This window comes from Sphingomonas sp. M1A8_2b (assembly GCF_053345535.1).
The window spans coordinates 379,026-391,208 of sequence record NZ_JBKFAH010000004.1 but is presented as its reverse complement, the minus strand read 5'-3'; the positions used below and the strand labels follow the sequence as shown (position 1 = coordinate 391,208).

Annotated in this window: 13 protein-coding genes; 5 read left to right on the top strand and 8 right to left on the bottom strand. The window is 66.6% G+C overall.

All coding sequences use genetic code 11. The features are described 5' to 3' along the window. Positions 1 to 18 precede the first annotated feature (18 nt). On the bottom strand, positions 19 to 537 hold the full coding sequence (locus ACLBWL_RS17005; RefSeq protein ID WP_447795060.1) for a TspO/MBR family protein: 519 nt from the start codon (positions 535 to 537) through the stop codon (positions 19 to 21). Between the two features lie 245 nt (positions 538 to 782). Further along, on the bottom strand, positions 783 to 1,583 hold the full coding sequence (locus ACLBWL_RS17000) for a TlyA family RNA methyltransferase (protein WP_447794990.1): 801 nt from the start codon (positions 1,581 to 1,583) through the stop codon (positions 783 to 785). Between the two features lie 185 nt (positions 1,584 to 1,768). Between ACLBWL_RS17000 and ACLBWL_RS16995 the strand changes: the two genes are divergently transcribed. Continuing rightward, a complete protein-coding gene (locus tag ACLBWL_RS16995; RefSeq protein ID WP_447794988.1) occupies positions 1,769 to 2,440 on the top strand; it encodes an RBBP9/YdeN family alpha/beta hydrolase in 672 nt (223 codons plus the stop codon). Between the two features lie 157 nt (positions 2,441 to 2,597). On the opposite strand, the gene ACLBWL_RS16990 is transcribed toward ACLBWL_RS16995, so the two are convergent. Further along, positions 2,598 to 2,765 carry a hypothetical protein gene (locus tag ACLBWL_RS16990; protein WP_181321076.1) on the bottom strand — a complete coding sequence of 56 codons (168 nt, stop codon included), beginning with the start codon at positions 2,763 to 2,765 and terminating at the stop codon, positions 2,598 to 2,600. Then, positions 2,762 to 4,684 (bottom strand): 1-deoxy-D-xylulose-5-phosphate synthase, encoded by a 1,923-nt coding sequence (gene dxs / locus ACLBWL_RS16985; protein ID WP_447794986.1) that lies wholly within the window; start codon positions 4,682 to 4,684, stop codon positions 2,762 to 2,764. The genes ACLBWL_RS16990 and dxs overlap by 4 nt, the downstream gene beginning before the upstream one ends. Before the next feature lie 92 nt (positions 4,685 to 4,776). On the opposite strand from dxs, the gene ACLBWL_RS16980 reads away from it, so the two are divergent. Beyond that, a complete protein-coding gene (locus ACLBWL_RS16980) occupies positions 4,777 to 5,307 on the top strand; it encodes a GNAT family N-acetyltransferase (protein ID WP_447794984.1) in 531 nt (176 codons plus the stop codon). 136 nt (positions 5,308 to 5,443) lie between these two features. Here ACLBWL_RS16980 and ACLBWL_RS16975 read toward each other — a convergent pair whose 3' ends face one another. Both ACLBWL_RS16975 and ACLBWL_RS16970 read right to left on the bottom strand, forming a co-directional pair. Further along, positions 5,444 to 5,911, bottom strand: a complete 468-nt coding sequence (locus tag ACLBWL_RS16975) for a Fur family transcriptional regulator (protein WP_447794982.1) — start codon at positions 5,909 to 5,911, stop codon at positions 5,444 to 5,446. A gap of 41 nt (positions 5,912 to 5,952) precedes the next feature. Continuing rightward, positions 5,953 to 6,336, bottom strand: coding sequence for a MerC domain-containing protein (locus tag ACLBWL_RS16970; RefSeq protein ID WP_056047781.1), 384 nt, complete (start codon positions 6,334 to 6,336; stop codon positions 5,953 to 5,955). Between the two features lie 347 nt (positions 6,337 to 6,683). Between ACLBWL_RS16970 and ACLBWL_RS16965 the strand changes: the two genes are divergently transcribed. The 3 genes from ACLBWL_RS16965 (at position 6,684) to rpsI (ending at position 8,897) form a co-directional block, all read left to right on the top strand. Continuing rightward, positions 6,684 to 7,736 (top strand): COX15/CtaA family protein, encoded by a 1,053-nt coding sequence (locus ACLBWL_RS16965; protein ID WP_447794980.1) that lies wholly within the window; start codon positions 6,684 to 6,686, stop codon positions 7,734 to 7,736. 124 nt (positions 7,737 to 7,860) lie between these two features. Continuing rightward, positions 7,861 to 8,340, top strand: a complete 480-nt coding sequence (gene rplM / locus ACLBWL_RS16960; protein ID WP_060524218.1) for a 50S ribosomal protein L13 — start codon at positions 7,861 to 7,863, stop codon at positions 8,338 to 8,340. Next, entirely contained in the window at positions 8,340 to 8,897 is a 558-nt protein-coding gene (gene rpsI / locus ACLBWL_RS16955) for a 30S ribosomal protein S9 (protein WP_082441435.1), read from the top strand. Before rplM ends, rpsI begins: the two co-directional genes overlap by 1 nt. A gap of 308 nt (positions 8,898 to 9,205) precedes the next feature. On the opposite strand, the gene ACLBWL_RS16950 is transcribed toward rpsI, so the two are convergent. Together ACLBWL_RS16950 and ACLBWL_RS16945 are read right to left on the bottom strand one after the other, a co-directional pair. After that, positions 9,206 to 10,201: a polysaccharide deacetylase family protein gene (locus tag ACLBWL_RS16950; protein ID WP_447794977.1), complete on the bottom strand. Its 996-nt coding sequence runs from the start codon at positions 10,199 to 10,201 to the stop codon at positions 9,206 to 9,208. Next, complete coding sequence (locus tag ACLBWL_RS16945; protein ID WP_447794975.1) at positions 10,198 to 12,081, bottom strand: sensor histidine kinase; 1,884 nt, start codon at positions 12,079 to 12,081, stop codon at positions 10,198 to 10,200. The genes ACLBWL_RS16950 and ACLBWL_RS16945 overlap by 4 nt, the downstream gene beginning before the upstream one ends. Positions 12,082 to 12,183: the final 102 nt, after the last annotated feature.

Sequence of the window (12,183 nt, the reverse complement as noted above, 5' to 3'; positions counted from 1 at the left end):
TCCCGGAAGACTATTTCGTCACAGCATTTGGGACGTATGGCTGACCGGCGCAAGGGTGTCGGCGCCGGGGTTCAACTGCCCGATACTGAAGGCGAGCACACCGGCAAAGCTGATCCACACCATATACGGCACCATCAGCCACGCCGCAGCCGGCCGAATCCGCGCGAACACGAAGGTCGCGGCGATCGACAGGACCAGCATCGCAACGATCACGAGCACCGACAAACCGATCTTGTGCGCGCCGAAGAACATCGGCGTCCAGGCGAGGTTGAAGACGAACTGCGCGACGAACAAACCCACCGCCAGCGCGCGCTGCCGTGCACCGCGTGCGTTCAGGATCAGCGCGATCGCCAAGCCCATCATGACGTAGAGCGTGGTCCAGACGACCGGGAAAACCCAGCCCGGCGGATTCAGTGCGGGCTTGGCGAGCGCGGTGTACCACGCATTGTCGCTGCCGACCGATACGGACTGACCCGACGCGAAGCCGAGCAGCAGGATCAGGGGCACGGTCACGACCGCCCAGCGGAGGAACGACATCCTCAACTGGCCCTTCGAAGCGATACCGCCCACACACGTCCTTCCGTCTCTACGCGGGCACGTCCTGCCGCGCCTTTGGCGATCCGTAAACCGTATGTGCGAAGGAATCGTTCCGCTAGTGGTTCATTCCGGCACGGTGGGCCATCGCGTACCTGGATCAGACACCGCCTCCCTCCGTCATCCTGACGAAAGTCAGGACCCAGGGTACCAGGCGTGCCCTTTGTGGCTCCGGGTCCTGACTTTCGTCAGGATGACGGCAATGATCTGGTATCGCCCCGCACTTCTGCGCCGGTGTGTTCCACCGTCGTTCCGTCGATCTGCAAAGCAGCGATCAGGAACTCGACATTGCCTTCGGGGCCAGTGATCGGGCTCTCGACCACCCCCTCGACGTGCCACCCCTGCCCGGTCAGCCACGCCGCAACCTCGTCGCACACCCGCTGGTGGATCGCAGGGTCACGGACGACGCCGCCCTTCCCCACCTCCTCGCGCCCCGCCTCGAACTGCGGCTTCACCAGCGCCATCAGCCGCGCGTCGGACTTGGCGAAAGACATCGGCCGTTCCAGCACCTTGGCCAAGCCGATGAAGCTCGCATCGCACACGATCAGATCGATGGCTTCCGGGATATGCACGGGCGTCAGGATGCGCGCACTCGTCTGTTCGTGGACGATGACGCGGTCGTCCTGACGCAGCGACCACGCTAATTGGTTTGTGCCGCTATCGACCGCGTACACCTTCGCCGCGCCATGCTTGAGCAGCACGTCGGTGAAGCCGCCGGTCGACGAGCCGACGTCGATCGCCACCGCGCCGGTCACAGTCCAGCCAAAATGCGCGAGGCCATGCGCAAGCTTGATCCCGCCGCGCGACACCCAGGGATGGTCGCGCCCGCGCACGTCGAGCACGACGTCATCGGCAAGCGTCTGCCCCGGCTTGTCGACCTTCTTCGTACCAGCGAATACGAGGCCCGCCATGATCAGCGCCTGCGCCCGCGTCCGCGACTCGACCAGCCCTCTGTCGACCAGCATCTGGTCCGCGCGCAACTTTCCCATACCCCGCCTATCGCGCCGCAATCCGGCCGCCGCAAGCTGCCTTCCTTTCGCCGCAATCCCATTGCCCATTAGATAAGTAGGATTAGCTTCAACGTCGGGGAGCGAAGCCGGACGGCGTCCCCTAGAGCGTCGTTCGGCTACGCTCTCCACCCCGCTGAACGGGGTTTTGGAGAAGGAGAAACGCCGTGGGTAGTTTCGCACCGTATGAGTCCGTCCAGCCGACCATCCTGACCGTGCCGGGTCTCGGTGGTTCGGGGCCTTCGCATTGGCAGACGCTGTGGGAAGATGCGCGGCCCGACACGGTGCGCGTCGAACTCGGCATGTGGAACACGCCCCATCGCAACGCCTGGGTGACGCGGCTCGACGAAGCGATCCGGCGCGCCGATGCGCCGGTCATCCTCGCCGCGCACAGCCTTGGTTGCCTCGCGGTGGCGTGGTGGGCCGAACTCAGCCCGCAGCCCTATGGCTGGCCGGTGGCGGGCGCGTTGCTGGTGGCACCGGCGGATGTCGATCGGGGCGGTGCACAGGCGGAACTGAAAGGCTTCTCCCCCACACCGCGGACGCCGCTGCCCTTTCCGTCGATCGTGGTGGCGAGCAGCGACGACCCGTGGGTCACGCCGCAGCGCGCACATAGCATGGCGGCGGACTGGGGCAGCCACTTCGTCGACGCGGGGCCGCAAGGGCATCTCAACGCGGCAAGCGGGATCGGCTGGTGGCGCGAGGGGCAGGACCTGCTGGAGCGAGTGATCGCGGCGAGTGGTGATGGCCGGGGGCAGGCTCTGCCGCCCAGCACGGCGCGCTCGATCCTGGCGGTGAGCGCGACCGATGCAGCGCAGACGCATTATCTGGGAGGGTGACTTATCTGGGAGGGTGACGCCCCCCAAACGATACACCACACCGGCGGAGGCCCGCGCCCAGTTGGGGGACGTTGCTAATTGAGCGCCATCCCCCGTTACTGCGACCTCTCCAACTGGGCCCCGGCCTTCGCCGGGGTGGTGTGTTGGGGTTGGCCGCTCACGAAATCCGCGAACCGTTCTCATCGAACAGTTCGGGATTCGCCGCCTGCTCGGCCTTCGCCGCCGCGAGCCCGCCGCGCATCCGCCGCCACATCGCGATGTTCAACGACACCATCACGATCACCGCGAGTGCGATGATCACGAGGCCCTTGGTCGGCCCGGTCATGCGCGCGCTTCGGCAACCCCGCGCGAATTGTGGCGGAGCGCCTTGAGGACCGTGTCGACCAAAGCCGTAGCGTCGAGCCCGGCCTCGGCATATTGGACTTCGGGCTTGTCCTGATCCTGATACACGTCCGGCAACCGCAGCGTGCGGAGCTTGAGCCCGCCATCGATCAGCCCCTCGTCCGAGGCCATCGTCAGGACATGCGCGCCAAAGCCGCCGACCGAATTCTCCTCGATCGTCACCGCGACCTCGTGCGTGGTGAGCAGCTTGCGGATCAGGTCGACGTCGAGCGGCTTGGCGAAGCGGAGATCGGCGACCGTGGTCGACAGCCCCTTAGCTTCGAGGATCTCGGCGGCCTTGAGCGCCTCCTCCAGACGCGTGCCGAGCGACAGGATCGCGACCGTCTTACCCTCGCGCACGACGCGGCCCTTGCCGATCTCCAGCAGCTGCGGGATCTCGGGCAGCGCGACGCCGGTGCCGTTGCCGCGCGGATAGCGAACCGCGATCGGGCCGGTGTCGTACTGCGCCGCGGTATGCGTCATGTGGACGAGCTCGGCCTCGTCCGCCGCCGCCATCACGACGAAGTTCGGCAGCGTCGCCAGATAGGTGACGTCGAACGACCCGGCATGAGTCGCGCCGTCCGCACCGACCAGCCCTGCGCGGTCGATCGCGAAGCGGACCGGCAGGTTCTGGATCGCGACGTCGTGCACGACCTGATCGTAGGCGCGCTGGAGGAACGTCGAGTAGATCGCGCAGAACGGGCGCATTCCCTGCGCGGCGAGCCCGGCCGCGAAGGTGACGCCGTGCTGTTCCGCGATGCCGACATCGAAGAACCGGTCGGGATAGGCTTTCGCGAACGCGTCGAGCCCGGTGCCCGACGGCATCGCCGCGGTGATCGCGCAGATCCGCGGGTCCTTGGCGGCCTCGGCGACGAGCTGCGCACCGAACACGTTCTGGTATTGCGGCGGCCCCGGGGGCGCCTTGGTCTGGACGCCCGAGACCACGTCGAACTTCTGGACGCCGTGATATTTGTCCGCGGCGGCCTCGGCGGGGGCATAGCCCTTGCCCTTCTTGGTGACGACATGGACGAGGATCGGGCCCTCCTCGGCATCGCGCACATTTTCGAGCACCGGGATCAGATGGTCCAGATTATGGCCGTCGATCGGGCCGACATAATAGAAGCCGAGTTCCTCGAACAGCGTGCCGCCCATCGTCATGCCGCGCGCGAACTCGTCGGTCTTGCGCATCCCGCTTGCGATCGGTCGCGGCAGCCGCTTGGCGAGTTTCCGGGCCAGATCGCGGAAGCCGAGGAACTCGCGACTCGACACGATGCGGCTCAGATAGGCCGACAGACCACCAACCGGCGGCGCGATCGACATATCGTTGTCGTTGAGGATCACGACCAGGCGATTGCCCGCCTGCGCGGCGTTGTTCATCGCCTCGTACGCCATGCCCGCGGACATCGCGCCGTCGCCGATGACGGCGATGCCCTTGCCTGGCGTGCCGGCGATCTTGTTGGCGACCGCGAAGCCCAACGCCGCCGAGATCGAGGTCGACGAATGCGCTGCGCCGAACGGGTCGTATTCGCTCTCGCTGCGCTTGGTGAAGCCGCTGAGACCGCCGCCTTGGCGGAGCGTCCGGATCCGATCGCGCCGGCCGGTCAGGATCTTGTGCGGATAGCACTGGTGACCAACGTCCCACACCAGGCGGTCGCGCGGGGTATCGAAGACATAGTGGATCGCGGTGGTCAGCTCGACCACGCCGAGGCCCGAGCCGAGATGCCCGCCGGTGGTGCCGACCGCGGAAATCGTTTCGGTCCGCAGTTCGTCGGCGAGTTGGCGGAGCTGGTCCGGACGCAGCTTGCGGAGGTCGTCGGGTGTCGAAACGGTGTCGAGCAGCGGTGTCGCAGGAAGGTCGGCCATCGGACGGGCTTAATGCAGCACGCGTATCGTGTCGATTGTTACCGCGTCTTGACGTAGCATTCGCGCTGGAATCGCTCGGGAAGTGCACAAATATGACCTTTACGTACCGTGTTGCCGTCGAGGCGGATATCCCGGCGATCTCGGCGCTGATGGCGCGTGCGATCGGCGCGTTGCAGGGGGACTTCCTGACGCCCGCGCAGGTCGAGGCTAGCCGTGCGGTGATGGGGCTCGATACGCAGCTGATCGCGGACGGGACGTATCTGCTGGTCGAGACGGACGGGCGACTAGCCGGGTGTGGCGGGTGGAGCCGGCGGGCGACGCTCTATGGTGGCGATCACAGTACGGCATTGCGTGATGCAGCGTTGCTGGACCCGGCGCGCGACGCGGCGCGGATCCGGGCGATGTATACCGACCCGGAATTTACGCGGCGGGGTGTAGGGCGGTTGGTGTTGTCGGTTTGCGAGACGGCTGCGCGCGAGGCGGGGTTTGCGCGGGCGGAGATGATGGCGACGCTGGCGGGGGAACCACTGTACCGCGCTTGCGGGTATCTGCCGATCGAGCGGATCGAGACGCCGGGCGAGGTGCCGGTGCCGATGATCCGGATGGGGAAGGATTTGGGGTAGAACCTGATCCTCCCCCGCCGGGGGGGGGCGTAGGCGACGGAGTGGGAGGACACGGAACAGAGGTTGCCCTTCCCTCCCCCTCCGTCTGGCTAGCGCCAGCCACCTCCCCCTGGCGGGGGAGGATTGAGCGGACAGGCTACTTCGCCTCGCACTCCGCGCAGCGACCGCGGACTTCGATGACCGGCCTCACCGGGGAGAAGCCTGCCGCCTCCGCCGCGTTCCGCACACCCTTGGTGATGGTGTCGTTGTCGAGATGCGTGGTCTGGCCACACGAGTCGCAGACCAGGAAGATGCAGTCGTGCAGGCAATCCGGGTGTGCGTTGGCGACGTAGGCGTTGGCACTTTCGACTCGCCGCGCGAGGTTGGCGCCGACGAACAGGTCGAGGATGCGGTACACGCTGTTCGCGGCGACGCGGCGGCCTTCGGCTTTCGAGACGGCTTCGGCGATATCGTAGGCGGAGGCCGGCTTTTCGAAGCTGGCCAACGCGGCGAACACGCTGGCGCGCATCGTGGTCCACTGCTCGCCGGCCTTTTCGAGTGTCAATTGTGCTGCGACGGTGAGATCGGCGCCCTGCGGTTCGGTGTGGGTGTGAGCGTGCGCCATGCTGGGTGAAGTAGGATGCCGGAACGGTTCCAGCAACCCGCTCAGCTTTCGGCGCGACGGTTGAGATCGTGGCCGAATGCGAGCAGCCCGACGCCGACGATCGTCCACAACGTCTCGCCGCCGCCGCTGTCGTGCGGCAGTGTCATCGCGCCTGCCATGATGCCGAGCCCAAGCGCGCCCATTGCTGCGGGCATCATATAGCCGTGGTTCAAGACGCCGCGTCCGAGCGCCAATGCACCGAGGCCGATCGCGATCGTCAGGCCGACTTCGTGGAAGATCGGATCGAGCAGGAACCCGCCAGCGGTCGACATGAGCGCGACCAGTACCGAGGTGGCCAGGCAATGCACCATGCATAGGCCGGACAACCCGATCGCATAGCGATCGAGACCGGCGAAGCGGTGGGTATGCGTGGCCGAGGGCGTCATCGTCTGCCGGATATAGACGCCCTGTTGAAAGGATACAACATTACATCGCGCTTTTCTTGCGGGTAAATTTCGCGTTTCTCAGGCTGGATCTTGGTCCGGTATCTCGGGGAAGCCACGCCTCTCGATCAACTCGGCGGCGACTGCGCCATCTCCCATTCCCTCCGTCATCCTGACGAAAGTCAGGATCCAGAGCCTCAAACGGCGGCATGCGTTACTCTGGATCCTGACTTTCGTCAGGATGACGGGCGGAGAGGTTTACTCCCCCGCCTCCGCCGGCCCGGCAACATGAAGCAATGGCACACCATGAAGGAATGGCGCCGGGCTGCGCAAAGGACTATCTCATCGCCATGCTTCAACCCAGCGCCGCCTTTCTCACCAAAGCCCGTCCTCGTTCCGTCGCCCTGTGGTTGTTCACGGTCGCCGGCCTGATCGTCGCGATGGTCGTCATCGGCGGGATCACGCGGCTGACCGAGTCGGGGCTGTCGATCACGCAGTGGAAGCCGATCAGCGGGATCATCCCGCCGCTCAACGATGCGCAGTGGCAGGCCGAGTTCGACGCCTACAAGCGCATCCCCGAATACGCCGCGTTCAACGCCGACATGACGGTCGGCGGGTTCAAGGCGATCTTCTTCTGGGAATACCTCCACCGGCTGTGGGGCCGCGTGATCGGTCTCGTGTTCGCGGTGCCGCTGATCTGGTTCGCGGTGCGCAAGCGTATCCCAGTCGGCTATGGCTGGCGGCTGTCGGCGCTGCTGGCGCTCGGCGCGTTCCAGGGCGCGATCGGCTGGTGGATGGTCGCCTCGGGCTTGTCCGTCCGCACCGACGTCAGCCACATCCGACTCGCCGTCCACCTGCTGACCGCACTGACGATTCTCGCCGGGATCGTGTGGACCGCGCTCGACCTGATGGCGCTGCACCGCAATCCGCTCGCTGCCCCTGCCCGCCTCGCACCCGTCGCGATCCTCGCGCTGGCGCTGCTGTTCGTCCAACTCGTCTACGGCGCGTTCACCGCCGGGCTCGACGCGGGGTATGCCTTCGCAAGCTGGCCGCTGATGGGCGACGGGCTGTTCCCCGCCGACGTACCGATGGTCAATCCCGCCTGGAGCAACGCCGTCGACAACCCGATCGTCGTCCAGTTCATCCACCGCTGGTTCGCCTTCGCCGCCGCCGCCGGCCTCATCTGGCTGGCGATCAAGGCGACCAAGACCGGCAGTAGCGCTGGCTTCTTCGTCGTCGGACTGGTCACGCTGCAGATCATGCTCGGCATCGCGACGCTGATGACCGGCGTGCAGATCGACGTCGCTGTCGCGCACCAGGGCAACGCCGCGCTCCTCCTGATCGCCGCGATGTTCGCCGCGCACGCAGTCGGCAGCGCACCCCGCATCAAGCAACGGGTATAATAATACCCGTCAGGAAACCGGCGGAAAGCTTGACTTGAAGCCCCCCTTTCAGCATTAGGCCGGCATTCGCGCTGCGGGGCCTCCCCTTGGTGCGCTTGCATTCAATCTGGAAGGTCTAACGCCCATGAAGGCGCTCATGAAGACCACCAAGTCGGCGAAGCCGGCTGAGGTGGAGAAGCAGTGGCATATCGTCGACGCGGAAGGTCTCGTCGTCGGCCGTGCCGCATCGATCATCGCCAACGTCCTGCGCGGCAAGCACAAGGTGTCGTTCACCCCGCATGTCGATTGCGGTGACAACGTCGTCGTGATCAACGCCGACAAGATTCGCTTCACCGGCAACAAGGCCGCGAAGAAGATCTATTACAAGCACACCGGTTATGCCGGCGGCATCAAGGGCATCACTGCCGCCAAGGTCCTCGACGGCCGCTTCCCGGAGCGCGTTCTCGAAAAGGCTGTCGAGCGCATGATCCCCCGCGGCCCGCTGGGTCGTGAGCAGATGCGCAACCTGCGTATCTTCAAGGGCACCGAGCATCCGCACGAGGCACAGAACCCTGCCGTGCTCGACATCGGCAGCATGAACCGCAAGAACAAGGTGGGCGCATAATGTCCGACAACCGCCAGTCGCTCGCCGATCTCGCGAGCCTGACCAACCAGCCCGCGCCGGCTGCCCCCGCCGAGCAGGCTCTGCCGACCAGCGAAGGCGATATCGCAGCGCCGGTCTCGAACGAGCCCGTCCGCGAGCCGATGCCGCTGCGCGAGCAGATCCTCGACAAGCAGGGCCGCGCCTACGCGACCGGCCGTCGCAAGGACGCCGTCGCGCGCGTCTGGGTCAAGCCCGGCACCGGCAAGATCACGATCAACGGTCGTGACCAGGAAGTGTATTTCGCACGTCCGACGCTGCGTCTCGTCATCAACCAGGTGTTCGGGATCACCGAGCGCGAAGGTCAGTACGACGTCGTCTGCACCGTCAAGGGCGGTGGCCTTTCGGGCCAGGCCGGCGCGGTCAAGCACGGCATCAGCCAGGCACTGACCCGCTTCGAGCCGGTGCTGCGCGCCTCGGTCAAGGCAGCAGGCTTCCTGACCCGCGACAGCCGCGTCGTCGAGCGCAAGAAGTACGGCAAGGCGAAGGCCCGTCGTAGCTTCCAGTTCTCGAAGCGCTAATTTCGCTTTCAGTATTGCGTATCAGAAGGGCGGTCCGGCAACGGGCCGCCCTTTCTGGTTTGGGGCGTGCAGCTAAGATGACGGGTTGAGAGCTCTAGCGAAGCCCAAATCCCAAGCGGCCTCCCTTCCCTGAAGGGGAGGGGTTGGGGGTGGGTCGGCCAGCTTTAGCCTCAAGCGGTCGAATATGCGGAAACCGACCCACCCCCTGCCCCTCCCTTCCAGGGGGGGAGAGCGTTGGAGATGCGGTGTGCGGAATGGACCATCGCCTGCGCCCCCGCCAAGTCGAACAAGCTGCTGCTGGCGCTTGGCTAGGCCAACGCCCTCAGGATTTCATCGAGCGACGCATTGCGGATGCCGCGGCGATCGAGCGCATCGAGCATCGTCGTCCACCATGCATGGAAACGCTTGAGGTCCGCCGCATCGCGCACGTACGGCGTATGACCCGGCACCAGCGACGGCGAGTGGAACGACAGGTTGAACAACTGAAGGCCCTCGCCCGCCGCGACCGCGACGGCTTCGAGCGCGGCCTCGATCGGCATATCCTCCGGCGTCAACGCGATCCGCGACAGCAGGCCGGTCCGCGCGAAGAGCCCCCTGCCCTTCGGAATACCGCTCAGCGCCCGATACAGGCGCGCGCCGCCCTTCCGTACATAGCCCGTGAAAACCGTCGTCAGCGGCAGTTCGACGATCCCCTGCACGCGATACGCCTGCGCGTCCGCCAGCCCAAAATCGGGGCCGCCCTTGCCGCGGTAATCGTATCCCGATCGTACCGAGCTATCGATCGCGTACCCCAGTCGCCTCAGAAGGTCGAAACTGTTCGGGCCGATACCGTAACGTCCCGCCCGATAGACGCGCGGTCGAACCCCGAACGCCGCAGTGATCTCCCTCGTCAGCGTTTCAAGTTTCGCCGCCTCGACCGCAGCGGGAAGGTTGCCGGCAAAGCTCGATGTGTCGCCGGCACCGTCCTCGAACGGCGGCGTGACCCACGAATGCAGTTGTGCCCCGATCTCGGACCGACCGTCCTCAAGCACACGTGCCAGGATCGCGACCGCACGCGGGTCGGTGGCGATCGGGTGATCGACCATGCAGGTCAGGGCGACGCCACGCTCGGCGAACCGGCGATGCGCGGCGGGGAACGCCGCCATCGCGGTGGTCGCTCGGTTGCGGGGGTCGGGCGGCGCGTCCCAGTCGAACTCTTCCTCGACATCGACCATGACCGTGAAACGGGTCCCGAACGAGTCCGGCCAGACGATGCGTTGCGCGGTCGTCGGCCCCGCGGGGCGATACGCGCGGTCCGAAATCACCGGTGCTCGTCGACCGCGCGCTCGGGCTGGTCGGCGGCGGACTGCGTATCCGACGCAGGGAGCTGCAACGTGAGGCTCTCCATGCCGATCGTCAGCGCACCGCCAAGCTCGACGGCCAGATTCTGCGCGAGCCGCAGGGCGAAGCCCGTGCCCAGCAAGGGTGCCCCGTCGCCATCGCTCTCCTGCTCGGCGTCGATGCTCAGCAGGACGTCGGTCGCATGCGCGGCCAGCGCGGCGGGTCGGTCGAACGCGATGGTGACCGTCTCGCCGACCGGTCGCACGACGACGCAGAGCCGCTCGTCCGGCCGCCCCGCCGACACCAGCGCCGCCATCAGCCGCCCGATCAATCGCTCGACCGCGCGATCGTCGCCGAGGATATCGCAGTCGCCCGCCGGTGCGACGATCGCCACGCTCGTCCCGCGCAGCGCCGCGAGCGGTTTGAGATCGGCCACCACACGGTCGAGCAGCGGCAGGACCGGTACGACGCTGGGCCGCAGATCGAGTGCATGGCCTTCGATCCGCGCCGCGGTATCGAGATCGTCGATCGCCGAAAGCAGATCGCCTGCCTGCGTCCGGATCGCGGTCGCGCGGTCGCGATAGGTCGGCGAAACCGGCCCCAGCAGCTGAGTCTCGATCAATTCGGCGAACCCGGCGATCGCGTTGGTCGGCGTCCGCAATTCGTGCACCAACTGACGCAGCGAGTCGGATACCGGCGACGACATGCGGACCGGCGCGGCGGTCTCGTCGCGACGCGGTCGGCGTGCGGTACCGCGAAAGCCGATGAAGCGACCCGACGCATGCTCGAACGCGGGCACCCCGGACAAACGCCACGACCCGAATGCGTCGGACAATCCCCCGACCTCGAGCCGCGCATCGCTGAACCGCGATCGCCGCCGAAACGCGCCGGCCGCAACGCCGTCGAGCTGCGCCTCGCCCTGCCGCGCCGCATAGCCGAGCGATACGCCGACCAGCGCCGAGCGCGCGACACCCTCGATCATCCGAATCACGCCGTGCGCATCGGTTTCGTAGCGGAACGTCTCCGCTTCGACCGAGGCCGGCGCCGCCGTTTCGGCACCGACCGTACGATCCTTGTTGAACGCCTCGATCCGCGCGACGAGGTCGGAAATCTCGAACCGTTCGACATCCGCGTTGGGAGACGGCTGGTCGATCGGCGGCGGCGGCGCGTCCTCGGCGAGCTTGGCGTGGCGCATCGCCTCGGCCATGAACGGCAACCCACGCGCGACCTCGCTGAGCGCGAGGAACGGCGTCTCGCTCAGCGGCGCCGTTGGCGGCGTCGATACTGGCGGCGTCGTTATAGGTAGCGGCGATACAGGTGGCGGCGGCTCGGCCACGACGCGCTCTGCGACGGTCGGCACCGCGTCGTCGTTAGCGGCCTGCTCGGGCGCCACGTCGGCCTGTGCCTCGTCCGCTACCGCATCCTGCAAGACTTCAGGCTGAGGCAGGATGAAATCGACCGGACCGAAGCTCTGCAACCCGCGCTGGACGGCAGCGGGGAGATCGCGACGATGACGCAGCACGGAGCGACCCGCGGGAGTCAGTCGCGGCAGGATCGTCAGCCAATCATCGGAGGCGAGCTTGGCGGTGCGCAACACCGGCGCGGCGATCGCGAGCGCGTCTTCGGCGAAGAACGCGACCAGCAACGCATCCGGCGCGGCAAAGGCCAGCGCGCGGGCGCTAGCGGCACGCACCGTCACCGGCACTTCCGGACGCAACATCCGCAACCGGGCGATCAACGGCTCGTCGCACGCGATGCGACCACGGCCCATCAGATCGACGAGTTGCCGCCATGCCGACTGCGCTCCAAATCCGGAGGCCATGTCTGCAGAGAGGATCGTCTTCAGGCTGTCGTCGAACCGCACATCATCTCCCGGAACGGATGGCCTAGCACGCCGTCCGTTCCGATTCCTTAACGCGCGCGACTCTTCGAAGAAACTGCGCATTTGCCAGCCTTCAAGGGTTCG